Source organism: Dongia sp. (assembly GCF_041906375.1).
Lineage (GTDB): Bacteria > Pseudomonadota > Alphaproteobacteria > Dongiales > Dongiaceae > Dongia.
This window is the reverse complement of the sequence record NZ_JAYRJJ010000002.1, coordinates 303815-330682: the sequence shown is the minus strand read 5'-3', so window position 1 is coordinate 330682 and position 26868 is coordinate 303815. Positions and strand designations below refer to the sequence as shown.

Annotated in this window: 26 protein-coding genes; 7 read left to right on the top strand and 19 right to left on the bottom strand. The window is 65.0% G+C overall.

Going from position 1 to position 26868, the window contains the following annotated elements:
* The first annotated feature begins 2 nt into the window (after nucleotides 1-2).
* Nucleotides 3-626 carry a histidine phosphatase family protein gene (locus ACE3OA_RS08220; protein WP_374309858.1) on the top strand — a complete coding sequence of 208 codons (624 nt, stop codon included), beginning with the start codon at nucleotides 3-5 and terminating at the stop codon, nucleotides 624-626.
* Here the strand turns inward: ACE3OA_RS08220 and ACE3OA_RS08215 are convergent.
* Both ACE3OA_RS08215 and ACE3OA_RS08210 read right to left on the bottom strand, forming a co-directional pair.
* Nucleotides 623-1045 carry a VOC family protein gene (locus ACE3OA_RS08215; protein ID WP_374309855.1) on the bottom strand — a complete coding sequence of 141 codons (423 nt, stop codon included), beginning with the start codon at nucleotides 1043-1045 and terminating at the stop codon, nucleotides 623-625. The two genes, ACE3OA_RS08220 and ACE3OA_RS08215, sit on opposite strands and share 4 nt — an antisense overlap.
* A gap of 69 nt (nucleotides 1046-1114) precedes the next feature.
* Nucleotides 1115-1318: a DUF1810 family protein gene (locus tag ACE3OA_RS08210; RefSeq protein WP_374309853.1), complete on the bottom strand. Its 204-nt coding sequence runs from the start codon at nucleotides 1316-1318 to the stop codon at nucleotides 1115-1117.
* Between the two features lie 88 nt (nucleotides 1319-1406).
* On the opposite strand from ACE3OA_RS08210, the gene ACE3OA_RS08205 reads away from it, so the two are divergent.
* Together ACE3OA_RS08205 and ACE3OA_RS08200 are read left to right on the top strand one after the other, a co-directional pair.
* Nucleotides 1407-2345, top strand: a complete 939-nt coding sequence (locus ACE3OA_RS08205; RefSeq protein ID WP_374309851.1) for a methylated-DNA--[protein]-cysteine S-methyltransferase — start codon at nucleotides 1407-1409, stop codon at nucleotides 2343-2345.
* 192 nt (nucleotides 2346-2537) lie between these two features.
* A complete protein-coding gene (locus tag ACE3OA_RS08200; RefSeq protein ID WP_374309849.1) occupies nucleotides 2538-3224 on the top strand; it encodes a M48 family metallopeptidase in 687 nt (228 codons plus the stop codon).
* Here ACE3OA_RS08200 and ACE3OA_RS08195 read toward each other — a convergent pair.
* The 14 genes from ACE3OA_RS08195 to ACE3OA_RS08130 form a co-directional block, all read right to left on the bottom strand.
* Nucleotides 3221-4192, bottom strand: coding sequence for an L-threonylcarbamoyladenylate synthase (locus tag ACE3OA_RS08195; RefSeq protein WP_374309846.1), 972 nt, complete (start codon nucleotides 4190-4192; stop codon nucleotides 3221-3223). The genes ACE3OA_RS08200 and ACE3OA_RS08195 overlap by 4 nt on opposite strands.
* Entirely contained in the window at nucleotides 4189-4959 is a 771-nt protein-coding gene (gene cysQ, locus ACE3OA_RS08190; protein ID WP_374309844.1) for a 3'(2'),5'-bisphosphate nucleotidase CysQ, read from the bottom strand. The genes ACE3OA_RS08195 and cysQ overlap by 4 nt, the downstream gene beginning before the upstream one ends.
* Nucleotides 4960-5050: 91 nt before the next feature.
* The gene (locus ACE3OA_RS08185; protein WP_374309842.1) at nucleotides 5051-7984 is read right to left on the bottom strand and encodes a response regulator; all 2934 of its coding nucleotides are present in this window, start codon (nucleotides 7982-7984) and stop codon (nucleotides 5051-5053) included.
* Between the two features lie 171 nt (nucleotides 7985-8155).
* Nucleotides 8156-9517 (bottom strand): c-type cytochrome biogenesis protein CcmI, encoded by a 1362-nt coding sequence (gene ccmI, locus ACE3OA_RS08180; protein ID WP_374309839.1) that lies wholly within the window; start codon nucleotides 9515-9517, stop codon nucleotides 8156-8158.
* Nucleotides 9514-10059 (bottom strand): cytochrome c-type biogenesis protein, encoded by a 546-nt coding sequence (locus tag ACE3OA_RS08175; RefSeq protein WP_374309837.1) that lies wholly within the window; start codon nucleotides 10057-10059, stop codon nucleotides 9514-9516. Before ACE3OA_RS08175 ends, ccmI begins: the two co-directional genes overlap by 4 nt.
* Nucleotides 10056-10589, bottom strand: coding sequence for a DsbE family thiol:disulfide interchange protein (locus ACE3OA_RS08170; RefSeq protein WP_374309835.1), 534 nt, complete (start codon nucleotides 10587-10589; stop codon nucleotides 10056-10058). The genes ACE3OA_RS08175 and ACE3OA_RS08170 overlap by 4 nt, the downstream gene beginning before the upstream one ends.
* 15 nt (nucleotides 10590-10604) lie before the next feature.
* Nucleotides 10605-12584 carry a heme lyase CcmF/NrfE family subunit gene (locus ACE3OA_RS08165; RefSeq protein ID WP_374309833.1) on the bottom strand — a complete coding sequence of 660 codons (1980 nt, stop codon included), beginning with the start codon at nucleotides 12582-12584 and terminating at the stop codon, nucleotides 10605-10607.
* On the bottom strand, nucleotides 12581-13060 hold the full coding sequence (gene ccmE, locus ACE3OA_RS08160) for a cytochrome c maturation protein CcmE (RefSeq protein WP_374309831.1): 480 nt from the start codon (nucleotides 13058-13060) through the stop codon (nucleotides 12581-12583). Before ccmE ends, ACE3OA_RS08165 begins: the two co-directional genes overlap by 4 nt.
* Nucleotides 13061-13063: 3 nt before the next feature.
* Nucleotides 13064-13231: a heme exporter protein CcmD gene (gene ccmD / locus ACE3OA_RS08155; RefSeq protein WP_374309828.1), complete on the bottom strand. Its 168-nt coding sequence runs from the start codon at nucleotides 13229-13231 to the stop codon at nucleotides 13064-13066.
* The gene (locus ACE3OA_RS08150; RefSeq protein ID WP_374309826.1) at nucleotides 13231-13986 is read right to left on the bottom strand and encodes a heme ABC transporter permease; all 756 of its coding nucleotides are present in this window, start codon (nucleotides 13984-13986) and stop codon (nucleotides 13231-13233) included. The genes ccmD and ACE3OA_RS08150 overlap by 1 nt, the downstream gene beginning before the upstream one ends.
* Nucleotides 13987-14187: 201 nt before the next feature.
* A complete protein-coding gene (locus ACE3OA_RS08145; RefSeq protein WP_374309824.1) occupies nucleotides 14188-14916 on the bottom strand; it encodes an OmpA family protein in 729 nt (242 codons plus the stop codon).
* A gap of 275 nt (nucleotides 14917-15191) precedes the next feature.
* Complete coding sequence (gene ccmB, locus ACE3OA_RS08140; RefSeq protein WP_374309822.1) at nucleotides 15192-15857, bottom strand: heme exporter protein CcmB; 666 nt, start codon at nucleotides 15855-15857, stop codon at nucleotides 15192-15194.
* A complete protein-coding gene (gene ccmA / locus ACE3OA_RS08135) occupies nucleotides 15854-16498 on the bottom strand; it encodes a heme ABC exporter ATP-binding protein CcmA (protein ID WP_374309820.1) in 645 nt (214 codons plus the stop codon). Before ccmA ends, ccmB begins: the two co-directional genes overlap by 4 nt.
* 48 nt (nucleotides 16499-16546) lie before the next feature.
* Entirely contained in the window at nucleotides 16547-17887 is a 1341-nt protein-coding gene (locus ACE3OA_RS08130; RefSeq protein WP_374309818.1) for a TldD/PmbA family protein, read from the bottom strand.
* Nucleotides 17888-18091: 204 nt separating this feature from the next.
* Here ACE3OA_RS08130 and ACE3OA_RS08125 point away from each other — a divergent pair, with 204 nt between their 5' ends.
* From ACE3OA_RS08125 to ACE3OA_RS08115, 3 genes are all read left to right on the top strand, one after another.
* The gene (locus ACE3OA_RS08125; RefSeq protein ID WP_374309816.1) at nucleotides 18092-19537 is read left to right on the top strand and encodes a diguanylate cyclase domain-containing protein; all 1446 of its coding nucleotides are present in this window, start codon (nucleotides 18092-18094) and stop codon (nucleotides 19535-19537) included.
* A gap of 38 nt (nucleotides 19538-19575) precedes the next feature.
* Nucleotides 19576-20496 (top strand): FecR domain-containing protein, encoded by a 921-nt coding sequence (locus ACE3OA_RS08120; RefSeq protein ID WP_374309814.1) that lies wholly within the window; start codon nucleotides 19576-19578, stop codon nucleotides 20494-20496.
* Between the two features lie 147 nt (nucleotides 20497-20643).
* Entirely contained in the window at nucleotides 20644-22368 is a 1725-nt protein-coding gene (locus ACE3OA_RS08115; RefSeq protein ID WP_374309812.1) for a monovalent cation:proton antiporter-2 (CPA2) family protein, read from the top strand.
* Between the two features lie 15 nt (nucleotides 22369-22383).
* Here ACE3OA_RS08115 and ACE3OA_RS08110 read toward each other — a convergent pair whose 3' ends face one another.
* Together ACE3OA_RS08110 and ACE3OA_RS08105 are read right to left on the bottom strand one after the other, a co-directional pair.
* Nucleotides 22384-23976, bottom strand: coding sequence for a lysine--tRNA ligase (locus ACE3OA_RS08110; protein ID WP_374309809.1), 1593 nt, complete (start codon nucleotides 23974-23976; stop codon nucleotides 22384-22386).
* Between the two features lie 92 nt (nucleotides 23977-24068).
* Nucleotides 24069-25103 (bottom strand): endonuclease/exonuclease/phosphatase family protein, encoded by a 1035-nt coding sequence (locus ACE3OA_RS08105; protein WP_374309807.1) that lies wholly within the window; start codon nucleotides 25101-25103, stop codon nucleotides 24069-24071.
* Between the two features lie 194 nt (nucleotides 25104-25297).
* Here ACE3OA_RS08105 and ACE3OA_RS08100 point away from each other — a divergent pair, with 194 nt between their 5' ends.
* Complete coding sequence (locus tag ACE3OA_RS08100; RefSeq protein ID WP_374309805.1) at nucleotides 25298-26101, top strand: DUF4344 domain-containing metallopeptidase; 804 nt, start codon at nucleotides 25298-25300, stop codon at nucleotides 26099-26101.
* Here ACE3OA_RS08100 and ACE3OA_RS08095 read toward each other — a convergent pair.
* Complete coding sequence (locus ACE3OA_RS08095; protein ID WP_374309803.1) at nucleotides 26098-26865, bottom strand: MBL fold metallo-hydrolase; 768 nt, start codon at nucleotides 26863-26865, stop codon at nucleotides 26098-26100. The genes ACE3OA_RS08100 and ACE3OA_RS08095 overlap by 4 nt on opposite strands.
* Between the last annotated feature and the right edge of the window lie 3 nt (nucleotides 26866-26868).

The following is a 26868-nucleotide window of genomic DNA, read 5'->3' as shown; positions in this document are numbered from 1 at the left end:
AAATGGACCATACCGAAACCCGCCTCTGGCTGGTGCGCCACGCCCCCGTTATCGGCTCGCTCGGCCGCATCTATGGCCAGGACGATCTTGAAGCCGATTGTTCCGATGTAACCGCCTTTCAGGCGTTAGCCGGTTTCCTCCCCGTGTCGCCCGTCTGGGTGGCGACGCAGTTGAAACGCACGCATCAGACCTTGGCCGCGGTTCACCTGGGGCGCGGGATCGAACCGGTCCCGCCGCAGATCGAACATGACCTGGTCGAACAGCATTTCGGCGATTGGCAGGGCCTCACTTATGCTGAGTTGGATGCCAGCCGCGACGGCGCCTATCACCGCTTCTGGCACGCGCCAGCGACCGAGCGGCCACCGAACGGCGAAAGCTTTGCCGACGTCGTGGCGCGGGTGGAAAAGGCGCTGCTGCGCCTGACGCTCGCCCATGCGGGCCAAGATATCGTGGTGGTGGCCCATGGCGGCTCGATCCGCGCAGCCCTTGCCGCCGCCCTCGACATCGAACCGGAGCGGGCGCTGGGTTTCTCGGTCGACAATCTTTCCGTCACGCGCCTCGATCACATCGAAGGCAAAAGCTTCGGCGCCGCCTGGCGGGTGGCGTTCGTCAATCGACGGCTTTAGGCCACCGCGAAGACCTGCGCCGGGTCTTCGAAGGATTTGAATTCCAGTGCATTGCCGCTGGGGTCGCGGAAGAACATGGTGGCCTGTTCGCCGACCTGGCCCTTGAAGCGCACATGCGGCTCGATGATGAACTGGGTGCCGGCGGCCTTCAGCTTGTCGGCCAGGCGGTGCCAGTCACCCCAGGGCAGGATGGCGCCGAAATGCCGGACAGGGACATTGTCGCCATCGACCTGGTTGGTGCTGGCGATGGCCGTTTCCTCCGGCTTCAGATGGGCCGAGATCTGATGGCCGAAGAAATCGAAATCGATCCATTTGACATCGCGCCGACCGATTTTGCAGCCGAGCAGGCCGGCATAGAAGGCTTCCGTGGCAGCGAGATCATGGACCGGAAAGGCGAGATGGAACGGGGGAATGGTCATGCTTCATGGCTCCGGTAACGCGACTGCACCGAGCTTAGCGCGACCCGGCGGGCCGAGGCCAGCCTCTCGCTAAAGCAATTTCAGGGTTGCCGGGTCCGGCGCCCCGCCGAAATATTTCTGCAGGGCCGCTTCGAAGGGCGACCCGGCCAGCTGCGGGAAGATGAACCACATCCAATGGCTGGTTTTGCGCCCGGCCCGCAATTCATTGAGCACGGCTGGGTAAACGGCGTCCTGCGCCTCGACAAAGCGTTGCAGATGAAAGGGATCTTCCATGCGACCACCTGTTTCGGGTTATCATCAGGCCGCAAGACCCGGATAGCGCAGGGCGACAGCCTAGCATATCTCGTCAGGGCAGGATGACATGACAGCCAAGCGGTCCGACATGCCCGATGCTAGCGTTCTGGAAACTCACGGCAAGGCCGGCGCCACCGCTTTGGTGAAGCGTGCGGCCGCCTATATCGAAGCCCGCCAGGAATCCGAGGCCGACGGCCCCATCACGCTGGAGGAACTGGGGCGCCATTGCGGCTTGTCGCCCTGGCATCTCCAGCGCCAGTTCAAGCGCGTCATGGGCGTCTCGCCCCGCGACTATGAGGAAAGCCTGCGTCTTGCGCGCTTCAAGAAGGGCTTGCGCAGCGGGGCCGGGGTGGCGGCCGCCACTTTCGACGCCGGCTTCGGCTCCTCCAGCCGCGTCTATGAGCGGGCAGGTGCCGCACTCGGCATGACGCCGGCCTCCTATGCCAGCGGCGGCAAGGGTGCCGCGATCCGCTATGCCCTGGCCCCTTCGCCGCTCGGGCGGGTGCTGGTGGCGGCGACCGAAAAGGGCCTCTGCCGGGTCGAGATGGGCGAGGACGATGCGGCGCTCATCGCGGATCTGGCGGAAGAATTCCCTCGCGCCGACAGCGTCCGCCGCGACGACCGGGCGCTTGGCCCCTATGTCACCGAAATCCTCCGTCGCATGGCCGGCAAGGCGCCGCAGGCCGATCTGCCGCTCGACATCCGGATGACGGCTTTCCAGCGCCAGGTCTGGGCCGCGCTGACGCGGATCCCGGTGGGGGAAACCAGCACCTATGGGGCGGTGGCGGCGGCGATCGGCCAACCGAAGGCCGCGCGGGCGGTCGGCAATACCTGCGGCCGCAATCCGGTGGCCATTGCCATTCCGTGTCACCGTGTCTTGCGTAACGATGGGGCAATTGGCGGTTACGCTTGGGGTTCCGAGCGAAAACAGGCCCTTATCCGGGCGGAATCGGCATCCTTAATGACGCATGGCAGGGTGGCTCGCAAAAAAAGAGTAACCGGTTGAAAGCGTCATAGACGGGGCCGTAAAGTGGTCGCCAGGGGAAATTCGGTAACCCTGGGGATATGTGGATTGTTTTTGACCACCATGCGGAAAGTCGCGAAAAATCTGGCAAAGTCGTTATCGACCGCGCGCAAGTCAGCGGTTGATAAAGCGCGTCCTCCCCGTCGCCGCATCGCTGAGGCGAGCGATATTCACATGCTCTCTTTCGAGACCCGGAAAGTGCCGCTCGTGTTCAAGCAGAACAAGCGCGCGCAACGCATCATCCTCCGGCTCGACCATGGCAATTCGTCGATCATCGTGGTGCTGCCGAAACGCACTTCGCGCGATGAAGGCAAGCGATTTGCGTTAAGCAACAAGGATTGGATCGAACAGCATCTCGACCAGCTGCACGAGCCGGTGCCGTTCCTCCACGACAATGTCATCCCCATTCTCGGGACGCCGCATCGCATTCGCCACAAGCCCCATGCGCGCGGCGTTGTCTGGTGTGAATCGGAAGAGATCCATGTCGCGGGGCATGAGGAGCATGTGCCACGCCGCGTCCAGGACTGGCTGAAGATCGAAGCCAAGCGTGAGATCGAGGCCCGCGCCTATCAGAAGGCGGAAATCGTCGGCAAGAAGATCAAGAAGATCACCATCCGCGATACCAAGAGCCGCTGGGGGTCCTGCACCAGCGAGGGCGAGCTTGCCTTCTCCTGGCGCCTCATCTTCGCGCCGCGCCATGTGATGGATTACGTGATCGCCCATGAAGTGGCGCATCTGCGCGAAATGAACCACGGCCCGAAATTCTGGAAACTGTGCAGCGAAATCTGCCGCTCGGTCGATTCAGCCCGTCTGTGGCTGGAAAACCATGGCACCGATCTCTATCGCTACGGCCGGTTCTAGTCCTGCCGCGGTGCCGCCGCCCGCGTCAGGCGGTCATTGATGGCCAAGCCCAGCCCTTCGGCGGGGATCGGCATCACGGCGATGCCCTTCACATCGGCACGGTCCAGCGCCCGCAGCATGGCAAAGAGATTGGCTGCGGCCTCATTGAGGTCACCGCCGGGGCTGAGGTTGAGGCTGATCTTGGCCGGCGGCACCTGCGGCCCGAAGGCCAGCAGCGCCTCGCCCTCCCGCACATCCTGCGCGTTGAGGCGAACCGGCCGCTCCGGTGCATAGTGGCTGAGGAGGCGTCCCGGGCCATGGAGGCCAGCCTCCACATCGCCGACCGGCGGGGCGATCTCGATCTCGCGACCAAGCTCGGCAATGATCTGTTCGGCGGTGATGCCGCCCGGCCGCAGCAGGGCGGGCTTGTCGCCGAGCAGGCTGATGACGGTGGATTCGACGCCGATCTCGCAGGGCCCACCGTCGAGGATGAAAGCGAGCTTGTCGCCCAATCCCTCCTCGACATGGCGCGCGGTGGTCGGGCTGATGCGGCCTGAAGGGTTGGCACTGGGGCCGGCCAGCGGTCGCTCGGCAATCAATAGCAAGGCACGCGCCGTGGGGTGGGCCGGAACGCGCAAGGCGACACTGTCCATGCCGGCACTGACCAGCAGCGAGAGTGGGCAACCGGCGCGCCGCGGCAGTACCAGGGTCAGGGGGCCGGGCCAGAACTTCCGGGCGAGTTTCACCGCGTCGGGGGAAAATTCGGCATATTCGGTCGCCGCCGACAGGCTGGCGACATGGACGATGAGCGGATTGAAGCTTGGCCGACCCTTGGCCGCATAGATCGCGGCGACCGCACGGTCATTGGTGGCGTCGCCGCCCAACCCATAAACCGTCTCGGTCGGAAAGCTCACCAATTCACCGCGCTGGATGGCCTTGGCCGCCAGGGTGATGTGCTGCATATCCGCCGGGACGACCCTGCCCGTCATGGCCGCCGCCCGCGGGCAATGAAATGCGGGTTGCGCAAGCCCGGCTTCCCATAGGCGAGGGGCGAGCCGTCGAGATTGGCGACCGAGCCGCCGGCGGCCAGCAGAACGGCATGACCCGCCGCCGTGTCCCATTCCATGGTCGGGCCGAAGCGCGGATAGAGATCGGCCAACCCTTCGGCGATGCGGCAGAATTTCAGCGACGAGCCGGCGACGATGGTACCCGCCACATGCTCGCCAAGCTCCTCGACCTTCACCAGCTCGCGGGCGGCATGGGACCGGCTGATGGCCATGATCGCGCCGGCGGCCGGCAGGCTGCGCGCCGCGATGACGCTCTCATTGCCGCCGCACCGCCTTGTCGCCGCGTTGCCGCAACCGGCATACATCTCATCGAGCGCCGGCACATAGACCACGCCCAGCACGGGCTTGCCGTCCTCGATGAGCGCGATGTTGACGGTGAACTCGCCGTTGCGGGCGATGAATTCCTTGGTGCCGTCCAGGGGATCGACCAGGAAGAAGCGTCGGCCCACCTGCTGCGGCAACCCTTCCGCCGCCGCCTGTTCCTCGGCCACCACCGGGATCGCGGGCGCACAATCGGCCAAAGCGGCCAGGATGAGCTTCTCGGCCGCCACATCGGCTGCGGTCACCGGCGATTTGTCGGCCTTGCGGTCGGTCGCGAAATCCCCCGCATAGACCGCCATGATCGCGGCTCCCGCTTCATAGGCGGCGGCGATCAGTTTCTCGCGCAAGGTGATGAGGTCTGTGGACATGGTCTCGTTGCGGGGCTTCCAGGGGTGTTCGGCGGGCTTTCCTAGCCTGTTTGCCCCGAAAACACCATGCGGGGACGCCCCGAAGAGGTAATCAGGGTGTCCCGGAGGGCCGCAGGGCCTCGCCGGTCTCGGGCCCCTTTGGCGTATTGCCCGGGGCCGGCGGCGCCGGATCGTTGGCCGTGGCCGATTCCAGCGATGACAGCAGGCTCGCCAGCGCGTCCTGCTGTTCCATCGACAAGGGGGCGATGGCCGGCGCGGCTTCATGCTCGGCGGCGGAGAGGCGTGCTGCCTCCCCTTCGATCAGCGCCACCTTGGCATGGAGGGCGATCTTCTGGATGAGGTCGTTGGCATCGATGGGCTTGGCCATGAAATCGTTCATGCCGGCTTCGAGGCAGCGCCGGCGGTCTTCCTGGGTCGCATTGGCAGTAAGGGCGATGATCGGCACGCGCGATGGTGTCCCGCCCAGTTCGCGGATGCGCCGCGTTGCCTCCAGCCCGTCGAGATCGGGCATGCGCATATCCATCAGCACGACGTCATAGGCGCGGCTGCGCATGGCCTCGATCGCCTCGAAGCCGTTGCCGGCGATGTCGGCGCGAGCACCAGCGCGGGCGAGAATGGCATTGACCAGCATCTGGTTGACCTGGTTGTCCTCGGCCAGAAGGATGCGCAAGGCGGCGCCGTCGGCGAAGACTGCGGGACCGTTGGCACTTTGCCCGCGCCGCGCCGTGGCATGGCGCGAGCCTTCGATCAGCGCCATCATGCAGGCGAGAAAACTCGAGCGGCGCACGGGCTTGGGCAATTGCGCGTCGATCCCTTCATGCACCTCGTGCTGGTCGATGAAGAGGGCGGAGGAGGAAAGCACCACGTTCTCGACCTTGACGCCGGGAAGGTTGCGCAGGCGCCGGGCGAAATCGACGCCCGACATGGTCGGCATGACCTGGTCGACGATGGCAAGCGCGATCGCTTCCCCCGGCGGCTGGTCGCGCAATTCGTCGAGCACGATCTCGGGCTCACTGGCGGTGATGGCATGGGCGCCGATGCTGGCGACATAGCGCTCGAAAATCTCGCGGTTGATCGGGTTGTCGTCGACGATCAGGACCAGGCGGCCGCGGAATGCCGCCGTAATGGCGGCCTGGTCGGGCTCGGCCGAACCTGCGGCGTTGCCTTGCAACGGGCCGAACCAGGCGGTGAACCAGAAGGTCGATCCGCTGCGGGCACCCGTATGTGAATCGACGCCGATCGACCCGTGCATGAGATCGACCAGCTGCTTGCAGATGGCAAGGCCCAGGCCAGTGCCGCCGAAGCGCCGCGTGGTCGAGGCATCGACCTGGCTGAAATGGTGGAACAGGCGGCTCTGCGCTTCCTGTGGAATGCCGATCCCGGTATCGCGCACGGCAAAGCGCAATTTGGTGCCGTCGGCATTGCTGTCGGCCAGTTCGACAACCAGGCTGACACCGCCCTCTTCGGTGAACTTCACCGCATTGCTGAGCAGGTTGAGCAGGATCTGGCGCAGGCGGCCGGGATCGCCGTTGAGCCGTGACGGCACGTCGGGGGCTATGAAGCAGGCAAGCTCGATGCCCTTGGCATGGGCACGGCTGACGACCAGTTCCAGGACCGAATCCACCTCGGTGACGATGTCGAAATCGATATGCTCGATCTCCAGCTTGCCGGTCTCGGCCTTGGCGAAATCGAGGATGTCGTTGATGATGGCGAGCAGGGCCTCACCGGATTGATGCAGGACTTCGACATAGTGCCGTTGGCGCTGGTCGAGCGACGTGTCGGCCAGCAATCCCGCCATGCCGAGGACACCGTTCATCGGCGTGCGGATTTCATGGCTCATCATGGCAAGGAACTGGGTCTTGGCGATGGAGGCCTGCTCGGCCACTTCCTTGGCTGACCTGAGATCGCTGGTCATCGAACGCGCCAGAGCCTCGGCGCGGTAGCGCGCCGCGACCATGAACCAGAGGCTGGCGCCAAGCAGGATCGAAATCACGGACCCGCCCAGCATGACAAGGAGTGGGACCGTGGTGGCGCCGGGCGGCTTCAGTGACGAATGGGAGCGGTATTCGAGGCTGAAGCTCTGGCCGGAGAAGATCATGGTGTGGGCGCGGCGGAAGATGCTGCCTTCGCGCGGCTGCCGCGGCAGGGCCGTCTCGGCATGATCGCGCCGACGGCTGTCGAACACCAGCCGGTCGGAATCGACGTTGGCGCCGAGATAGAGAATGACGTCGAGTTCGTTGCCGATATCGAGCAGGGCGCCTTCGATGGCGGTGCCAACGGCGATCGGCATGACCACCCAGCCTTTCAGATTCTCACGCCGCTCCAGGTAGCTCGCCGGCGCGGAATCGCGCGCAAAGACGGGCGCCACCAAGAGCAGGCCGGGCCGGCTCTGCTTGTTGATGATGATCGGGATGATGCCGCTCATGGTGGTTTCACCATTGAGCATGGCCCAATCGAGCACGCGGCGGCGGGATTTTTCGCTGGCGAGATCAAGGCCGACGGCCGTGCGGTCCTGCATCATCGATTCCGACAGGCGGACGACATAGAGATCGTCCGAAACGTCGTTGGTGAGCGAGCGGATTTTGAACGTCTCGCCGTTGAGAACGGTGGCGCGCTTCAGATAGCGGTCGAGATCGGCCCGCTTGACCCGTTCGACATAGTTCAGTCCGATGCCGCCGGACATCTCGCGCCAATTGAGGCCGGAAACGAAGCGCTGCCAGTCGCGACGCGTGATGTAATCGGTCAGCGTCGCCATCCCCATACCCATGTTGACGACCAGGTCGAAGGAGGAGAAGCGGTCGCTGAGGCGCTTTTCAAAACGCTCGATGAGATAGTTGAAACGCTGCAGGGCCGCTTCCTGCGACTGCTGATAAAGGAGCAGCGCCACATAGACGCAGAAGAGGATGCCGACCAGGCTGACGACGACACTCCACGCCCAGGCCCGACCGCGCGCAAAGGCAATGCCTTGGCCGGCAAGTCCATGGACGGTCGATCTCGCCGCGCGCGCTGTGTTCTTCCGCTTCAATGAGGCCTCGGTCTGGGAGTGGCCCTATTGTCTTCAAAGATGGTGAAACAATAGTTAAGTTGCAGCTGGCTGAAGAGCTGTTAACGCGCTGAAACAACTTAAGAATTGATTGACGAATACCCGCGCCGGTGTGATTGGGCGGCGGCCCTGCCGCTGCGGGCGCGCCGCATTTCAGGGCTGCAGGGAGTCGAGTTCCTTGCGCAGCTCGGCGCGCTGGGGCGCATCCGGGGGCAGCTGTTCCAGAACTTCGGTCCACAGCCGGCGTGCTTCCTCGGTGTTGCCGGCCACCCGGGCGACCAGGCCGCCGTAATAGAGGCCCAGCGGATTCTTCGGGTCGAGCGTGCGCACCCGGCCTACCGCCTCGACGAATTCGGGCGGAAGATAGCGGTCGAGGTCCGAGCGGCCGGCGACGATCGCGTCGGCATAGTCGAGCTGGATGTCGAGCCGGGCCGGGGCAAGGGCAGCGGCCTTGGCCCAGGCGGCGCGGGAGTCGTCGCTGCGCTGCAGGACCTGATAGGCCCGCGCCAGGCGCACCCAGCCGTCGAGATCGTCCGGATTGGCCTTCAGCTTCTCCGCCAGGCGCCCGACCATGTCGTTGACGAAGGCCTGGCGCTGTTCGGGTGTCATCGATTCCGCTGCCGCGATATCGACGGCGCTGGGACCCGGCGTGGCGGCGCCCCCGGAGACAGCTGCCGCGCCGCTGCCGGGCAGGCCGGGCTTGCCGAGGCGCTCGGCGGCCTTGGCGATATGTTCCTCCAGCGTCGCGCGCCAGGGAGCGTCCTTGGGCGTGTCCTTCTCCAGCGCCATCCAATCGGTCAAGGCACCTTCGACATCGCCGGCCTGCGCCTTGCCCAACGCCAGGAAGAAGCGCGCCGTCGGATTGCTGGGATCGACCGCCAGCGCCCGGCGGAAGGTGGCGGCCGCGTTGTCGTTCATCTCGCCGCGATTGGCGATGAGCTGGGCCTGGCCGAACGCCGCCAATGTCGCGGCGTCCTCGGCGCCCAGCGCCACGGCCTTGCCATAGGCGGTCGCCGCATCCTGCGCACGGCCGACGGCGTCATAGCCGGCGGCAAGTGCCACCCAGGCCTTGGCGTCGGTGGGCTTGGCCGCAACATCGGCTTCCAGCGCCGCAAGCTCGGCACTGACGGAAGCGGGCTGCATGTGCTGGGCGACGAAGGGCTGGCCGGGCAGGGCCGGTTCGCCCAGCATCAGATAGAGCCCGAAGCCCAGCAGCGGCAGGGCCACGGCGGCGGTGATCAGCAATCCATGCGACGGCGCGCGGCCCGGCTGCCATTGCGGGCTTTCGGTCAAGGCGAGGACCCGGCGCTCGATTTCGACCTGGGCCGATTTCGCCTGGTCGGGGGCGATCAGGCCCGCTTCGGCATCGCGTCCCAGTTCCAGCATCTGGTCGCGATAGACGGCCAGCGCGAAGACGGATTCGTTCTTCACCTTGCGCGTATAAAACAGCGGCAGCGCCAGCAGCACCGCCGTCGCCAGGGTCATCGCGGCAAAAACCAGCCAAACCAAAATCATGCGCCACTCCCGTGATCGGGTCTTGTGGCGGTTTGCGCCGTTCCTGGCAAGGGGGGGGCAGCATCCAGCGCCGCGTTGACCCGGCGCATTTCCTCGGCACTGAGGCCCCGATCAGGTACCGCCGACCGGCGGCGGAAGAACAGCACGATCACGATGGCGCCGAAGCCCAGCAGCAGGAAGGGCCCCGCCCACAGCAGCGCCGTCGCTGCCTTGAAAGGCGGCTTGAACAGGACGAAATCGCCGTAGCGTGCGACCAGATACTGGCGGATATCTTCATCGCTCTTGCCGGCCGCGATCTCCTGGCGGATGAGCCGGCGCATGTCGCTGGCGATGCCGGCATCGGATTCGTCGATCGACTGCGCCTGGCAGACAACGCAGCGCACATCCTTCATCAGCTTGCGCGCGCGCATCTCGAGCGCCGCATCGGCAAGCGGCACGTCCGCCGCCTGGGTCTGGGCCGCGGCCGGCTTTGCTCCGAGCGGCAGGATGCCGGCACTGCCGAAGGCAATCAGCAGCAAGGCGAGGAGGGGACGCAGGATCACTGCGTCAGTTCCTTCAGCAAAGGCTTCAACTCGCCTTCGAGCCGGCTGGGGTCGAGCGGCTGCGCCAGGCGGTAGCGGATGATGCCCTCGCGGTCGATGACATAGGTTTCCGGCACGCCGGTAAGGCCGAATTCCATGCCGGCGCGACCTTCATTGTCGACACCGATGGCCTGATAGGGATCGCCCAGTTCGGCAAGATACTTTTCCGAATCCGCCGGCGCGTCCTTGAAGGTGACGCCGATGACGCGCACGCCGGGCAGGGTGGCGAGGTCCTTGATCAAGGGATGTTCGGCCCGGCAGGGCGCGCACCAGGAGGCGAAGAAATTCAGCACGGTGATCTGGCCGCTGAAATCCTTGCTCGCAACGCCGCCACGGGCGCCGAGGCCGGGGAGGTCGATTTCGGCCGCCTTCTTGCCGATGAGGGCAGAGGGGATGACCGAAGGATCCCGCGCGGGGTCAAGGCCGCGCCAGAACAGCAGCAACATGGCGCCCAGGACGAGGACGGGCAGAATGAACAGCAGGCGACGCATGGATATAGCGCTCCGTTACTCGGCCGCCGCCGGCTGCGCCAATGGCGCCCGGCTGGGGGCGCCGACGCGGTAGCGCCGGTCGCTGATCGACACGATGCCGCCCAGCACCATCAGCAGGGCGCCGGTCCAGATCCATGGCACCAGCGGCTCCTGATAAATGCGCACGGTCCAGGCGCCTTTGCCGTCACTCTCGCCGATCACGGCATAGAGATCGCCAAAGACATGCGACTGGATGGCGGCTTCGGTGGTGGGCATCGGCTGCACCATGTACTGGCGCCGCTCAGGGTAGAGATCGGTATAGAACTGGCCGTCCTTCAGCACGCTGAAATGCGCGCGCTCGGCCATGTAATTCTCGCCGCGCTCGGGGCCCACGCTTTCCAGCACATAGGTGAAGTCGCCCACCGTGATGCTGTCGCTGGGTTTCATCTGGCGAACTTCTTCGCTCTTCCAGGCGCTGGCTGCGGTGACGCCCATGATGGCGACGGCCAGACCCGCATGCGCAAGGCTCATGCCGTAAGCGGCGCGCGGCAGGCGGCAGGCGCGGCGCCAGGAATCGATCGGTCCGGTGCGGAAGAGTTTGATGCGCTCGGCCCATTCAAGGAAGGTCGCGGCGAGCAGCCAGACGCCGAGCCCGATGCCGGCCGCCGCGAGCGCCTGCCTGCCGAAATCGATCCATAGCGACGTGCCGAGGGCAGCGACGGCAAGGATGCCGGCTCCCCACAGGCGCTGCAGCGCGCCCATGAGATCGCCGCGCTTCCAGCCCAGCATCGGGCCGATGGCGGTGAGCGCGATGAGCGGCATCACCAGCGGGATGAAGGTCGCCGTGTAATAGGGCGTGCCCACCGAAACCGAACCGCCGCCCAGAATGTCGAGCGCCAGCGGATAGAGCGTCCCCAGCAAGACGGTCGCGGTGGCGGTCGCCAGCAGCAGGTTGTTGAGCATCAAGGCACCTTCGCGGCTCACCGGCGCGAACAGGCCACCGGCCTTCAAGGTCGGCGCCCGCCAGGCAAAAAGGGTGAGCGAGCCACCCAGCGCCAGGCCGAGGATGCCGAGGATGAAGAGGCCGCGCGCCGGATCCTGCGCGAAGGCATGGACCGAGGTGATGACGCCGGAGCGGACCAGGAAGGTGCCGAGCAGCGAGAAGCCGAAGGTGAGGATGGCAAGGAGCAGCGTCCAGGCCTTCAGTGCGTCGCGCTTCTCGACGACGATGGCGGAATGCAGGAGGGCGGTGCCCATCAGCCAGGGCATGAAGCTGGCGTTTTCGACCGGGTCCCAGAACCACCAGCCGCCCCAGCCGAGTTCGTAATAGGCCCAGCGCGCGCCAAGGGCGATGCCGGCGGTCAGGCAGGTCCAGGACAGCAGCGTCCAGGGCCGGACCCAGCGCGCCCAGGCGGCGTCGATCTTGCCTTCGATGAGGGCGGCCACCGCAAACGAGAAGGCCATCGAGAAGCCGACATAGCCGACATAGAGCATCGGCGGATGGAAGGCGAGGCCGGGATCCTGCAGCAGCGGGTTGAGTTCCTGGCCCTCGAGCGGCGCCGGATTGAGGCGAGCGAAGGGGTTGGAGGTCAGCAGCGTGAAGAGAATGAAGGTGACGCCGATCATCGCCTGCACGGCAAGGGCGCGCGCCTTTAGGCGCGGTGGCAGGTTGTCGCCGAAAAGCGCCACCAATGCCCCGAAAAAGGCGAGGATCACGACCCAGAGCAGCAGCGAGCCTTCATGCTGGCCCCAGGCGGCGGCCACCTTGTAGATGAGCGGCGTCTGCGAATGCGAATGCAGATAGACGACGCCGACCGAAAAATCGCTGACCACGAAGGCATATACCAGGGCGGCAAAGGATATCAGCAGAAAGACGAACTGGCCGAGGGCCGCGGGCTTGGCCAGCGCCATCCAGGCGCGGACACCCAGCTGCGCGCCGATGAGCGGCAGGGTCGCCTGCGCCACTGCCAGCACCAGGGCCAGCACCAGCGCGAAATGCCCGATCTCGGTGATCACTGCGTCGCTCCTGTCGTGGCTGGCGTGCCTTCGGTTCCAGCCCCCTCCTGCCAGCGCCCGGATTCCTTCAGGGCCTTGGCGACTTCCGGCGGCAGGTAATTCTCGTCATGCTTGGCCAAGACCTGCGTGGCGACGAAATTGCCGCTGTCGTTGAAGGCGCCCTCGACCACCACACCCTGGCCCTCGCGAAAGAGGTCGGGGAGGACGCCGCGATAGGCAACCTCGGTTGCCGCCTTGAGGTCGGTGACGCGGAAGCTCACCGTGGCGCCATCGCCGAGCTTGGTGACGCTCCCCGTCTCGACCAATCCCCCTAAGCGGATGATGCGGCCGGCAACGGGCTTTTCCGCCGCGATCTCGCTGGGGCTGAAGAAGAAGACCAGTTCACGGTCGAAGGCGTTCAACACGAGCGCGGTCGCGATGCCGAGCAAGGCGAGGCTGATGAGGACCAGATAGAGCCGCAGCGTCTTGCGCTTCATGATTTATTGTTCGTTCCTGCGCGATTCGAGCGCCGCCAGCGCGCGTTCGACAGCGCGGCGGCGACGCTGGCCGTCCAGCCAGATGGCAGCCAGGATGACGATGCCGGCGCCATAGGCCGGCCAGACATAGGCAGCGTAGCCGCCCATCGCAAGGAAATTGCCGAAATCCATTATTCGCCCGCTCCCACTTCGCGAACGCCGGGTTGCAGCCGGTCGAAAGCGGCAAGGCGCTGGTTGCGCAGCCTGGCCTCCAGCAGCAGCGTGCGCATGCGCTCGATCACCGCGGCCAGCAGGAAGCAATGGAACGCCGCCGCCATGGTGAAGAGCGGCCATTGCATGGAAGGATCGATGCTGATGCCGCCCGCCCGCACGATCGAGGCCGGCTGGTGCAGCGTGTTCCACCAATCGACCGAGAATTTGATCACCGGCAGGTTGATGAGGCCGACCAGGGCAAGCACGGCGGCCGAACGCTGGCCGCGGCTGCGATCATCAAACGCGCCAAGGAGCGCCATATGGCCGAGATAAAGGAAGAACAGCAGCAGGAACGAGGTCAGGCGCGCATCCCACACCCAATAGGTCCCCCACATCGGCTTGCCCCAGAGCGAGCCGGTGATGAGGGCAAGCAGCGTGAAGGCAGCGCCGATCGGCGACATCGCCTCGGCCGCCACATCGGCCAGCGGATGCCGCCAGATGAGCGACGAGGCGCTGGAAAGACCCAACAGAAGATAGGTGAATAGCGCCATCCAGGCGGCCGGCACATGGATGTACATGATGCGGACGGTATCGCCCTGCTGGTAATCCGGCGGCGAACCGATCAAGGCGAGGTAAAAGCCAAGCGCAAAACCCAGCAAGGTCAAGGCTTTAAGCCAAGGCTGGATCCGATTGGCCAGGCGCAGGAACCGGCCGGGATTGGCAAATCTATGCATGGCTGTGGGTTATACAAGGCAAGGCCGGAAGGTGCCAGTGCCACTGTGAAGCAGGGGAATGAGGGAATCCCCTTATAAGTCCCACCTTTAGGGGTAAATGCTGTCCCCCTAAAACGCCAAGGGCGCCAGCTTGTGACTGGCGCCCTTGGTTTAACGGTTCAGCCGAAAGACCGGAGATCGGTCGGTCGGATCCTCGTCAGCTTACATGCCCTTGTTATAGGTACCATGCGGCTGGACGATGATGTCGACGCGACGGTTCTCTTGGCTCTCGGTGTTGTCGGCGCCATCAGCTTCGCCAACGGCCTTGACCGAGACGTCGGCCGCGAGCGGCACGCCGGCTTCGGACATGGCGGCCATGACGGCCTTCGCACGACGCTGCGCCAGCGCCTTGTTGGCGTTGGCCGAACCGACGGTGTCGGTGTAGGCGTCGATCTGGACGTGGGCGATCGGATACTGGCTGAGGAAGTTGCCGGCATCGGTCATCGCGGCGGCTTCGCTCTCACGGATCTTCGCGCTGCCGGTGTCGAAGTAGACCGAGGTCTTCTGCGGGCCGACATCCTGCGGGACGTGGAGCGATTCGAGGTAGGCGAGACGCGCGCGGATCGGATCGAGGAAGCGATTGAGCGCGGCTTCGGCCTTGGCGCGATGCTCGGCGGCTTCTTCCGCGAGCTTCACGCCTTCCTGGCGCAGCGGCAGGTTGGTGTAGAGGTAGGGGGCATCGGCATCGATGCTCGCCTTGATTTCCTCGGCCGTGCGGGCCTTATCACCAGCCTGGTTGAGGTTATAGAGCAGTTCGCCGAAATCACCTTCGTAGGTCTTGTCGACATTCGCCTGAATGTTCGACAGGTCCGGCTCACGGTTCGGAGCGGCGCAAGCAGTCACGGCCAACAGAGCCGAGCCCAGCAGCGCGAGTTTGAAATAACGGTTCATGGTTTGAAACCCCCTGGGACGTTCACGTGAAGAGGTGCGATGACAGCGGATCGCGACCGCCCGACATTTCAGATGCCGGATGATTAAGCATATGCCGATTCAACTTAGGGAATCCATGTTGATTCGGGCACTTTACGCGACCTGTGTCAAAATGCCCGCAGTCTGTTGCATGGATGCCACAGCATGCTGCATTCGCTCAATTTGTCGCTTTCCCGCCCCTTCGGTTCAAGCAAGACAGCAATCCTGTGCCAGGCGTCACAGTTGAGGTCCGGCCCTCAGCGCAGGACCTGGCGCAGGGCCATACCCATGGCCCAGGGCACCAGCGCCAGCAAACCCAGGTCCAGCGCGAGCAGAAGCTCGAATGCCCCCATCGCACTCTGCCCCTGGGCGACGGCGCTCACCGACCCCATGCCGAGGATCAGAATAGGAATAAATAGCGGCAGAATCAGAAAGGCCAGCAGCAGTCCACCACGCCGCGCCCCCAGCGTCAGGGCGGCGCCAAGGCCGCCCAACAGCGACAAAGCGGGCGTTACCGCGACCAGGGCCAGCAGCAGAATCGGGTAAAGTGCTACCGGCAGATTGAGCAGCAGGGCCAGAATCGGTGCGGCCGCCAGCAGGGGCAGGCCGGTCATCAGCCAATGGGTCGCCACCTTGGCCAGGGCCACCAGTTCCAGGGAAAGAGGGGAGAGCGCCAGCCCGTCCAGGCTGCCATCCTCATAATCGCCGCTGAACAACCGGTCGAGGGAGAGGAGGGAGGCCAGGGCGGCCATGGTCATGACGATGCCGGCGGCGATTCTGGCGAGCAGTTCCGGCTCCGGGCCGAGGGCAAAGGGGAAGAGGGCGCCAGCCGCCAAAAAGAACAGGACAACCACCAAAGCGTCGATGCCTTGACGGAAACCCAGACGCAAATCGCGGCGCAAAAGGGCGAAAAATGCGGTCATGCCGCGCCCCCTGCCGATGCGCCCAACACGAGAGTGGTGGCCTGCGCCAGGGCCAGGTCATCATGGCTGGAAATGACGGCGATCCCGCCGGCAGCGCGATGCCGGGTGATGAGGTCCACCACCAGCTTCTGCCCGTTGGCGTCGAGCGCCGTCGAGGGTTCATCGAGGAGCCAGATCGGCACCGGTTTCAGCAGCAGCCGCGCCAGGCCGAACCGCCGCCGCTGCCCGGCGGAGAGATGCTGCGCCGGAAAATCGGCGCAGGGTGCCAACCCCACCTTCGCCAGGGCATTGTCGACCGGCATGGTGGCGCCGATCAGCTCGGCCCAGAACTGCAGATTCTCGCGCACCAGCAATTGTGGCTTCAGCGCATCGAGATGGCCGAGATAGGCAAGGTCCGCGCGGTAGGCGGCGCGCTCGGCGCCGACCTTGCGCCCGCGCCAGGAAAGCTCGCCCTCCGCCATCGGCAGCAGGCCCGCCAGCAGCCGCAACAGGCTCGACTTGCCGCTGCCATTGGGGCCGCGCAGCATCAGCACCTGTCCCGGCGCCAGGGTGAAATTGAGTTCGCGGAACAGCAGCCGCTCTGCCCGCCGGCAGGCGATGCCGGTGGCGACGAGTGCTGGTGCGGCCCCCTTGCTCTCCATCCCTAGCTGCCTGCCCCTAGCTGCGTGTTCCGGCCAAAGCGATTTCGCTCACGCGCCGGCCAGGGTCATGCCGTCGATGCGCAGGGTCGGCGCATTGGTGCCATATTTAAAGACCAGATCGTCGGCTGGCGTGATCGCCTTGAAGATGTCCTTGAGATTGCCGGCCAGCGTCACTTCCGAGACCGGATAGGCAAGCTCGCCATTCTCGATCCAGAAACCCGCGGCGCCACGGCTGTAATCGCCGGTAACGCCATTGACGCCGGAGCCGATCATCTCGGTGACATAGAGGCCCTGCTTGATCTCGCCGATCAGCTTGTCGCGGCTGATCTTGCCGGCGGCCATATGGAGGTTGCTGGGGGCGGGCGAGGGCGGGCTCGACGTGCCGCGCGAGGCGTGGCCGTTGGAGACGAGACCCAATTGCCGGGCCGAGCGGCAATCGAGCAGCCACATGGTGAGGCGGCCATTGTCGATGAGCTTTGCCGGGGTGGTCGGCAGGCCTTCGCCGTCGAAGGGGCGCGAGCGCAGGCCGCGCTGGCGGTGCGGGTCGTCGACGATGTCGATCCCGGCCGCAAAGACATCCTTGTCCAGGAAATCCTTCAGGAACGAGGTGCCGCGCGCGATGCTGGCGCCGTTGATGGCGCCCACGAGATGGCCGACGAAGGAATTGCTGATCCTGGGGTCGAACACCACCGGCACCACCGCGGTCTTGGCCTTCCGCGGGTTCAGCCGCCGCACGGCGCGTTCGCCGGCCGATCTGCCGAGTTTCACCGGATCGTCGAGATCGGCCAGGTAGACGGTCGAACTGTAATCATAGTCGCGCTCCATCCCCGTGCCCTCGCCGGCGAGGACCGAGACCGAAAGCCCGAAATGGCTGCTGGCATAGGCGCCCTGGAAGCCGTTGCTGGCGGCGATGGCGACGTCGGAGCGGCCATAGCCGGCCTCGGCGCCCTCGGAATTGGTGACGCCCTTGACGCTGCGCGCCGCATCCTCGGCCGCGCGCACCAGATCGGTCAGCATCGCTTCGCTGGGCTCGGTCGTGTCGCAAAGGTCGAGCTTGGGCCAGTTCCTGGCCAGTTGCGCAGGTTCCGCGAGGCCGCAGAAGGGATCTTCCGGTACGGCCTTGGCCATGGCAACGGCGCGCGCGGTCAGTTCTTCCAAGGATGATTTGGTGAAATCGCTGGTCGAGACGATCGCCTGGCGGTGCCCCACGAAAACGCGCAGGCCCATATCCTGGCTTTCCGCGCGCTCCAATTTCTCCTTGGCGCCCAGACGTTCACCCAGTGACAGTGAAATGCTGCTGCCGATGACGGCGTCGGCGGCATCGGCGCCGGCGGCTTTGGCCTTGGCTAGAACGGTGTCGAGGAGGGCAAGCTGATCGGTGCTGGTCATGCTGACTTTCGCAGGCTGTATGGCAGAAGAGGGAGCCGGATAGATGGTTCCCCGCGCAAGGTTCCGCAAGCTGGGACAAAGCGGCGCAAAAGACAAGTCTTTGCACCCCGGCGCCGTTTTCCGACCCTCCCAATGCAAAGCGAAACCCTCTATGATCCAAGCCGCACCCGGTCGGGGGGACCGGGAAGCCACAGGCTTAGAGGCATGAACAGGCATTCCAGTACCGAGGCGGAGCCGGCGGGCACAGGCCAGCTCTATCCGGTCAGCATTTCGTCGCTCATTCTGGTCTTTGCCGCCGCCCTTATCGTCCTTTTCGCTTTCGGCATGGTCTTTGTCGGCTTGCGCTCCTCGCAGGAGGCCGATCGCCGCGCCCGGGAGAACGATCTCACCCTGTTCGAGAACACCCTCAACAGCCGGTTCATGCTGCTGGCCCGCGACCAGCATGCGCTCGCTGCCTGGAACGCCTATTTCGCCCATGGCGCCGCCAAAGCAGGGGCCATGTCCGGCGCCGACGCCATGGTGAACGCTCTCTGGTACGAATTCGGTCATGACCGCACCTTGCTGATCGGGCCGGACGGCCGTCTCCTTGCCTATGCCCGCGAAGGCATGGTCGTGGAGGCGCCGGACGCCATCCCGCTCGACGCCGATCTCAAGATGCTCATCGACAAGGCCCTGGCACGCTACCGGGCCGAACCGGGCGCCCCGCCCGGCAGCTTGTTCGAAGCCGCCTTCCAGCGCATCGAAGACCAGCCGGCCCTGCTCAGCGCCATGGTCTTGACCGACCCGGCACAGCCGGAGAAGGCGCCGGGCGTCCTCATCTCGGTCAAGTTCATCGATGGCGATCTGCTCGAATATCTCAACGCGCAGCTTTCCTTCACGGCGCTCAGCTTCAACGCGAACCCGCCGGATGACTTGCCGCCGACGCATCGGCTGCTCACCAGCCTCAGCGGCCAGAAGCTCGGTGCCTTTCTCTGGGCCGACAATTATCCGGGCGCTGCGATCTGGTCGGTCATCTGGCCCCTTATCGTGCTCATCGGTCTCGTCATGGCGATGGCGGGCCTGCTGATCGCACGCAAGCTCGGCGGCATGACCAATGTGGTCGAGCGCAGCGAACGGCGGACGCGGCACATGGCGCGGCACGATTCCCTCACCGGCCTCGCCAACCGGCTGCATTTCGGCGAGGAATTGAAGGCGGCGGTCGATCTGCTGCCCGGTACGCCCTTCGCCATCATCGCCTGCGACCTCGACCGCTTCAAAGCCGTCAACGATACATTCGGCCATGCCGCCGGCGACAAGGTGATCCGCGATGTGGCGGTACGCATGAGCGAGACGGTCGACCAGGCGGGCCTGGTCAGCCGCACCGGCGGTGACGAATTCATCATTCTGATGCGCGGGACGAGCGATGCGCGTGACCTGGCGGAACTGGGGCGCCGGCTGATTGCCGCCATATCGGCGCCGATCGTCCTTGATGACGGCGCGGTGACCGATGTCGGCGCCAGCCTCGGCATCGCCCAGGCCCCGCAATGCGGCGACAACGCCGCCTCGATCATGCGCGCCGCCGACGAAGCGCTCTACGAAGCCAAGGAGACCGGGCGCGGCCGCCTGGTCTTTACCGGCGACAGGCTGCTGCGCCAGGCCGCGGAAAATTGATCCGACACGACGTAATTTCAACCTTGGGACAGTGACTCATGCATTTCCGACGACAGGCCAATTCATTCGGCGCCACGATATTTGCGGCCCTGCTGGCAATTTCGACGACCTGCGCTTTGCCGGCCCGGGCGGATATCGGCGTCGGATCGACCGTGGGCGGCTTCGTCCATGTGAAGGGTGCGGTGACGGGCGCGCTGCCGGATCAGACACCAGCCGGTAAGAAAGAGAAATCGCCGGCGCTCTACGGCGAGATCGTCTCGACCGGCGAGGCCAGTTCGGCCACGATCGGCTTCGTCGATCATTCGCATCTGCTGCTCAGCCAGCGCGCGACCATCACCATCGACTCGCTCGTCTTCAACCCGAAGACCGGTATGGAAGAAGCGGCCTATACGCTGACCCAGGGTGCGGCACGCCTGATTTCGGGCGCCATCAAGGGGGATTCGCTGCGCATCAACACACCAACCGCGACGCTGGTCGTGCGCGGCACCAACGTGAAGCTCAAGGTCGATGCCGGTGGAAGGACCGTGGTCTCGGTCAATACGGGCGAAGTTGAGCTGACCGCCCGCAGCGGCGGCTCCAGCGTCAGGCTGAAAGCCGGGCAGAATGCCAGCGTCGATCGTGACGGCGTCAGCGATGTCGCCGATGGCGAGGTCGATGTGGACGAAGCCGAAATCGACGATCCGGCGCTCGATGGCGAACCCGATCTTCCTGACGCGGATCTGGCCGATCTCGGCTTCTCGGACGAGGACATCGCTGAAATCGAAGCGGCGATCGATGATGCCGAGGCCGAGGATGCCGGTGAAGATGCCGGCGAAGATGCGGGTGAGGATGGCGACGCCGATGCCGATTCCGATGCGGATTCCGGCGACAGCGATGGTGGCGACAGTGACGGTGGCGGCGATGGAGGGGGTGACGGCGGCGGGGGTGACGGCGGCGGGGGTGACGGCGGGGGCGACTGACGCCGTTTCCTGCGACAATGCGGCGGCAACGGCAATGTCTGCTTGCCTAAAGGGGTCGCGCGCGGGTTAATCTGAGGTGGGATTCGCGCGCCGGCCGGTTGCCGGACTTGGCCTAATTCATTTCCCGGCGAGAGGATAAAGGCAGGTTTGCACAGCGATGCCATCACCGACATCCTGATCGTGCTCACGGCGACGCTGGTGCTGGTGCCGCTGCTGCATCGGTTCGCGATTTCGTCCGTGCTGGGCTATCTGGCGGTCGGCATCGTCATCGGTCCATCGGGCTTCGGCGCCATCGACGATCCTGAAGAGGCCGCCTGGCTTGCCGAACTGGGCGTCGTCTTCATGCTGTTCGCCATCGGCCTTGAACTGCCGCTCGAGCGGTTGAAGACCATGCGCTATTACGTCTTCGGCTTGGGCACGGCGCAGATGCTGGTCACGATGCTGGCGATCGGTCTCGTGGCCAACATTCTGGGGGCCACGCCGGCGGCCGCCATCGTCATCGGCGGTACCCTGGCGCTTTCCTCGACAGCCACGGTGCTGAAGCTGCTGGTCGATCGCGGCGAAGCGGCGGCGCGCTTCGGCCGCATCGCCGTTGCGGTCCTGCTGCTGCAGGATCTGGCGGTGGTGCCGATGCTGGCGCTCATTCCGCTCCTTGGCAATACGGACGGGGGCAGCCTGTGGATGGCGCTGGGAACAGCCATGCTGAAGGCTGTTCTGGCGCTCGGTTTTATTGTCCTTGCCGGACGCTATTTCATTCGGCCGCTTTTCCGCCAGATCGCCGCCACCGGCAATGCCGAGCTTTTCACGGCGGCCAGCCTCTTCATCCTGCTGGGGCTCGGCTGGGTAACGCGTGAGGCCGGCATGTCGATGAGCCTCGGCGCCTTTCTTGCCGGCATGCTGCTTGCGGGCACACCTTATCGTCACCAGATCGAAGCCGATATCCAGCCCTTCCGGGGCCTGCTCCTGGGGCTTTTCTTCGTCACCGTCGGCATGACCTTCGACCTTGCCGCCCTGATGCCGCAGATCGTCACCATCCTGGCGCTGACTGCCGCTTTCGTGCTGGCCAAGGTCCTGCTCACCGCCGCCGTCGCGCGTGCGTTCAGGCTGAAATCCGAAACCGCCTGGCGTGCGGCGCTTCTGCTGGCGCAGGGCAGCGAATTCGGCTTCGTGCTCACTGGCCTTGCCGGCAGCGGCGGCATCCTGGACGGCCAGCTGACGCTGCAGCTCAATACTGCCATCGTGCTCAGCATCGCCATGACACCCGTGATGGCGCTGCTCGGCCAGCGCATCGCCCTGCGTATCCGCGACCGTCGCGGCAGCAAGGCCAGTTCCCTGGTCGAGGAATCGGAACGGTTGGGTCAGCATGTGCTGGTGGCCGGCTTCGGCCGGGTCGGCCAGGCCATCTGCCGCCTGCTCGACAATGCCGAGATCGGCTATGTGGCGCTGGATCTCGACGTGCAGCGCGTCATCCGGGCGCGCGCCAGCGGCTTGCCGGTCTATTTCGGCGATGCCGGGCGCATCGACGTGCTGCGCGCCGCCGGTGCCGACCGTGCGTCGCTGGCGGTCATCGCCATCGACAACCCGGCCAGGGCCGAACGCATGGCGGCTGCCTTGCATGAGACCGCACCCGATCTTCCCATCGTGGCGCGCGCCTGGGACGGCGGACATGCCTTCCGTTTGGCCAGGCTCGGCGTCAACGAAGCCATTCCGGAGGATATCGAGATCGGCCTGGGCCTCGGTGGCGCCATGCTGCGCCGCCTGGGCCAGACGCAAGACCGCGTCGACGCTTTCATCGCGGCCTTCCGCGCCGAGCAGCAGACCTATGGCAGCGCCGAACCGGACAAGACCGGCCAGCGCATGACGAAGGATTGAGGAGAAAGGGGTGTCTTACCCGATCCGGCCTTCAAGCGCCTTCCTGATAAGCTCGGCCGATTCCTTGCGGCCATAGAGAGCGAAAAAGGAGCCCATGCGCGGCCCCGTTTCCTGGCCCAGCAGCGTTTCATAGAGCGCCTTGAACCAGGCACGGAGTTCCGGGAACGGATGCTTCTTGCCGATCTCGAAGACGATGTTCTGGAGATCCTCGGCGCTGGCCGCTTCGGGTGCCGCTTCGAGGGCCGCCAGCAGTTCGGTGAGGGCCTGGCGTTCCATCGCATCCGGCGTGCGGTACTTCTTATGCGGCTTCACATGGTCGCGGTAATAGTTGATCGCGTATCCGACCATCTTGTCGAGGAAGGGCGCGCTCGCCGGGTTGGCTTGCGGCAGATAGCGGCTGACGAAACCCCACAGCGTATCCTTGGTCTCGGCATTGGCGACCGAGGCGAGGTTGAGGAGGATGCCGAAGGACAGGGCGTTCCTGGGAATGCCGTTGCCGGTGACCGGGGGCTTGCCGTTATGAATGTGCCAGGCCGGGTTCTCCAGCTTCTGCGCCGGCGCTTCGCCTTCGAACTTCTCGACAAAGGTCAGATAGTCATCGACCGCGCGCGGGATGACGTCGAAATAGAGGCGCTTGGCTGCCCGCGGCTTCTGGTACATGAACAAGGCGAGGCTCTCGGGCGGGGCATATTCCAGCCACTCTTCGACCGAGAGGCCATTGCCCTTCGACTTCGAGATCTTCTGGCCCTTGTCGTCGAGGAAGAGTTCGTAGTTGAAGCCCTCCGGCGGCGGCGAGCCCAATTCGCGGCAGATCTTGTTGGCGAGCTGCACGGACGGGATGAGGTCCTTGCCCGACATCTCGTAATCGACATTCATCACATGCCAGCGCATCGCCCAATCGGGCTTCCATTGCAGCTTGCAGCGCCCGCCGGTGACCGGCGTTTCGACCTTCGAGCCGTCCTCGTCCTGATAGACGATGGTGCCGGCCGCGGCATTGGTCTCAAGGATCGGCACCTGCAACACGCGCCCGGTCTTCTGGCACACCGGCAGGAAGGGCGAATAGCTGGCCGCTCGCTCTTCGCGCAAACTGGGCAGCATGATCTCCTGCACCTGCTCGTAATGCTTCAGCACGTCGAGAAGGCCCTGGTCGAAGCGGCCCGACATGTACCAATCGGTCGAGGATTGGAATTCGTACTCGAACCCAAAACCGTCGAGGAAGCCCCGCAGCATCGCGTTGTTATGGTGGCCGAAGCTCTCATGGGTCCCGAAGGGATCCGGCACCAGCGTAAGGCGCTTGCCCAGATGCTGCGCCAGCATCTCCTGGTTCGGCACATTGGTCGGCACCTTCCGGAGGCCATCCATGTCGTCGGAAAAGGCGAAGAGGCGGGTGGGAATGTCGGAAAGGCGCTGGAACGCCTGGCGCACCATGGTCGTCCTGACCACCTCGCCGAAGGTGCCGATATGCGGCAGGCCCGAGGGGCCGTAACCGGTCTCGAACAGCACATAGCCCTTTTTCGGCGGCGCGGATTTATAGCGTTCGACCAGCTTCTTGGCTTCCTCGAACGGCCAGGCACGCGCGGCTTGGGCATAGGTACGGTCGTCGGTCATCTCGTCTCTCAGGCAAAAATGGGCAAAAAGCCGCCGGAGACTAGGGACTAAGCCGCCCCCTCGCAAGCGCGAAACGGGCCGATTTCTGCGGATCAGGGTTGCGCGTAGCCGATAATCGCTTCAACCGGCAGATGGTCGGAACCGACATTGGGGCCGGGATTGAGGGCGGCGAGGTGAAAGCGGCCCCGGGTCATGATGTGGTCGATGGGCAGACGCAAAGGTGCTGGACCCCAGGCCGGCCAGGAGGGGACGAGGAAGCCGGCATTGTCGAGGCCGGTCACCTGCCGCAGATCCTGTTGCACGCGGCTCCAGGGGGCGGCGTTGAAATCGCCCATCAAGAGCAGGTTGGGACCGAGTTTCTGCAGAGCGTGGATGAGGTTCCGTGCCTGCTCGGCCTGGACGGTTTCCCGGTTCTCGCCGAGATCGGCGCGGACGACCGGCCAACTGAGATGGGTGACCGCGAAAGTGAGCGGCGTGCCGTCGCTGGGGGCGGCGATCTGGGCCCAGGCGATCACCGGCAGCGCCTTATTGATGTGGCCGGAAAAGCTTTTCACGAAAGGATGCTTGGAAAGCAGCATCTCCTCGCAGCGCGGGTTCCGGTCCTGGCAATCGATGCTGTAGGGATAGAGGCTGCGCAAGGGCGCCAGTTCCGCCTTCCAGCGGGGCGTCACCTCGACCAGTCCGACGATATCGGCATTGCTCGCCGCGATGTAGTCGCGCACTGCCCCATAGGAATCGCTCTTGTGCCAGACGTTGAGCGATATCACTTTCAGGTCTGCCGGTTGTCCGGCAAGCGCTGATTTCGGCCCGGCGAGAAAGGCCGGCCAATAAGGGTGGATGGTCCACAATTCGATGCAGGCGATGCCGGCAACCAGCCCCAGCCAGCGCCAGCGACGTAGGGCGAGGGCCAGCAGGCCCAGGGCGATGGCCGCCATCAGCACCTGAAGGGCGAAATGTTCGGCTACCCCCGCCAGCGCCCAATAGGGATGCAGCAATGGCAGGAAGGTGACGAAGAGAAGTGCAACGCCGCCGAGCCGGAGGCCCGCATGCAGCCCGCGCAGCAACGCCCCACGCCAGGTGCGGGGACCAGCGTCGATCTCGTCATCGGATGCAGGAATGTCGCTCAATCCGTCCCTCGATATCAGCAACTCCGGCTCTCTCTCGCGGACAGCCGATCCAGGACCGGTTTATGCCCGTCAGGCATGGCGAGAATATGGCAAGACCGGTGCAAAGCGGCGGCAGACAGGCCCGTAGGTGATTCATTCCACCCGCAATTCATGCCATGCTGCAACCGTCGCGACACGAGAGGCTAGGCGGATTCATGCGGGCGTGGAAATCTCAGCGGGGCGCAAGGGCAGGTGCGCTGCTTCTGGCCCTGCCATTGGTTTTATGGAGCAAATCCGCCGCCGCCGCCGAGATTGACGACGACGTCATCCTGGGCGCGCTGGTGGCCGAATTCCATATCAGCGTCGCCGGTTCCCTGTTGCCGGAGGCGGAAACCGGTCCCGACGTCGCCAATTCGGAGGAGGCTGTCATTGGAGCGGCCCAGCTCATGCAGCTCACCGGTGTCTCGGCCCAGCCCGACGATCCGGCCGAGGCCGATCTCGGCAAGGCGCTCGACGCTTTCCTGACCTTTGCGGCGACGCTTGACCGGACCAAGGAAGCGCCCTTGACCCCGCGGCTGGCGCGCAAGCTCGCCTGCCAGCTCATCGGCGCCGATCCGGTGGCCCATGCCGCCCTCGGCGCCACGTTGAAGATCGACGCGGCGACCGCCAAGACCTGCACGGAAGAAGCGGCGGCAGCGGCGGCACGCTGGAACGAACGCCTCGCTCCCTATCGCCGCGGTCCGGGCCTCACCCCGCCGGAAGGGGCGGGGCCGCTTTATGTCGAAATCGCTCCGGTCATCGACGAAGCAAATGAGGCGATTGCCGCGGCTCTCCGCGGCAACGGCCTTTATGACAGCCTCGCCGAACGGCTGAATGCCGAGTTGGCGCTGCCCTATGGGCGCATGCTGCTGGTCACCGAATGCGGCGGCCCCAATGCCTTCTTCAACCCCGACCGCCGCGAAATCGTGCTCTGCGACGAACGCATCGCCGCCTGGATCGCCGTTCAGGGGAAGCGTTAGGCCCGTTTCGCCAGATAGGCGTCGCACAGTTCCACCAGCCGCTCCCGGCCGAAGCTCGGATCATGGCCGGCATGGACGACGCGCACCGGCAACTCGCGCAGCCGTTTCATGGTGCGCACATAGGCGGGTATGTCCGAATCGTCGAGTTCGTCGAGCAGCGGCCCGTCATAGAGGGCATCGCCGGAAAACAGCGTGCCGCTATCCGCCTCCCACAATCCCATCGAGCCCGGCGAATGGCCGGGCAGGTGCATGACCTCAAAACGCCGGTCGCCGATATCGACCGTATCGCCATCCTCGACGATCTCGGTGACACGCGCCGGGTTGATCTTGTAGCTGCGCAAGTCATAGCCGGCATGCGGCAGCGCCGTGATGAGATCGCCGTCGATCTCATAGCCGGCGACGCGGATCTTGATGACGTCTTCCTGTGAAAAATCGGAATAGAGCAGCGTACCGCGCTCGGTCGGCGTGGCGAGATTGGCCGCTTCCGCCTTGTGCACCAGGCAATGCTCGAACTCGCAATGGCTGCCGATATGATCGGCATGGGTATGGGTGGCGACCGCCGTCACCGGCTTGGTGAGGAGATGCTTCGCCGCTTCGGTCAGGCTCGCGATCCCCATACCGGTATCGATCATCAAATCGCGGTCTCGGCCCCGCACATGCCAGATATTGCAGCGCATGAGCGGGATGACATGCGGCTCCCACAGAAGCGTGATGCTGTCATCGACGCGTTTGCTCTCGAACCAGCGGTCGGCAATGGGGATCATGCG

Excerpts from the sequence above, each read along its gene's own strand:
- ACE3OA_RS08100 (WP_374309805.1), top strand. The coding sequence starts at position 25,298 with ATGCGGGCGTGGAAATCTCAGCGGGGCGCAAGGGCAGGTGCGCTGCTT.
- ACE3OA_RS08205 (WP_374309851.1), top strand. The coding sequence starts at position 1,407 with ATGACAGCCAAGCGGTCCGACATGCCCGATGCTAGCGTTCTGGAAACT.
- ACE3OA_RS08120 (WP_374309814.1), top strand. The coding sequence starts at position 19,576 with ATGCATTTCCGACGACAGGCCAATTCATTCGGCGCCACGATATTTGCG.
- ACE3OA_RS08220 (WP_374309858.1), top strand. The coding sequence starts at position 3 with ATGGACCATACCGAAACCCGCCTCTGGCTGGTGCGCCACGCCCCCGTT.
- ACE3OA_RS08215 (WP_374309855.1), bottom strand. The coding sequence starts at position 1,045 with ATGACCATTCCCCCGTTCCATCTCGCCTTTCCGGTCCATGATCTCGCT.
- ccmD (WP_374309828.1), bottom strand. The coding sequence starts at position 13,231 with ATGGATTTCGGCAATTTCCTTGCGATGGGCGGCTACGCTGCCTATGTC.
- ACE3OA_RS08200 (WP_374309849.1), top strand. The coding sequence starts at position 2,538 with ATGCTCTCTTTCGAGACCCGGAAAGTGCCGCTCGTGTTCAAGCAGAAC.
- ACE3OA_RS08210 (WP_374309853.1), bottom strand. The coding sequence starts at position 1,318 with ATGGAAGATCCCTTTCATCTGCAACGCTTTGTCGAGGCGCAGGACGCC.
- ccmE (WP_374309831.1), bottom strand. The coding sequence starts at position 13,060 with ATGAAGCGCAAGACGCTGCGGCTCTATCTGGTCCTCATCAGCCTCGCC.
- ccmB (WP_374309822.1), bottom strand. The coding sequence starts at position 15,857 with ATGACCGCATTTTTCGCCCTTTTGCGCCGCGATTTGCGTCTGGGTTTC.
- ACE3OA_RS08130 (WP_374309818.1), bottom strand. The coding sequence starts at position 17,887 with ATGACCAGCACCGATCAGCTTGCCCTCCTCGACACCGTTCTAGCCAAG.
- cysQ (WP_374309844.1), bottom strand. The coding sequence starts at position 4,959 with ATGTCCACAGACCTCATCACCTTGCGCGAGAAACTGATCGCCGCCGCC.
- ACE3OA_RS08150 (WP_374309826.1), bottom strand. The coding sequence starts at position 13,986 with ATGCATAGATTTGCCAATCCCGGCCGGTTCCTGCGCCTGGCCAATCGG.
- ACE3OA_RS08125 (WP_374309816.1), top strand. The coding sequence starts at position 18,092 with ATGAACAGGCATTCCAGTACCGAGGCGGAGCCGGCGGGCACAGGCCAG.
- ACE3OA_RS08145 (WP_374309824.1), bottom strand. The coding sequence starts at position 14,916 with ATGAACCGTTATTTCAAACTCGCGCTGCTGGGCTCGGCTCTGTTGGCC.
- ACE3OA_RS08110 (WP_374309809.1), bottom strand. The coding sequence starts at position 23,976 with ATGACCGACGACCGTACCTATGCCCAAGCCGCGCGTGCCTGGCCGTTC.
- ACE3OA_RS08170 (WP_374309835.1), bottom strand. The coding sequence starts at position 10,589 with ATGCGTCGCCTGCTGTTCATTCTGCCCGTCCTCGTCCTGGGCGCCATG.
- ACE3OA_RS08095 (WP_374309803.1), bottom strand. The coding sequence starts at position 26,865 with ATGATCCCCATTGCCGACCGCTGGTTCGAGAGCAAACGCGTCGATGAC.
- ccmA (WP_374309820.1), bottom strand. The coding sequence starts at position 16,498 with ATGGAGAGCAAGGGGGCCGCACCAGCACTCGTCGCCACCGGCATCGCC.
- ACE3OA_RS08195 (WP_374309846.1), bottom strand. The coding sequence starts at position 4,192 with ATGACGGGCAGGGTCGTCCCGGCGGATATGCAGCACATCACCCTGGCG.
- ccmI (WP_374309839.1), bottom strand. The coding sequence starts at position 9,517 with ATGATTTTGGTTTGGCTGGTTTTTGCCGCGATGACCCTGGCGACGGCG.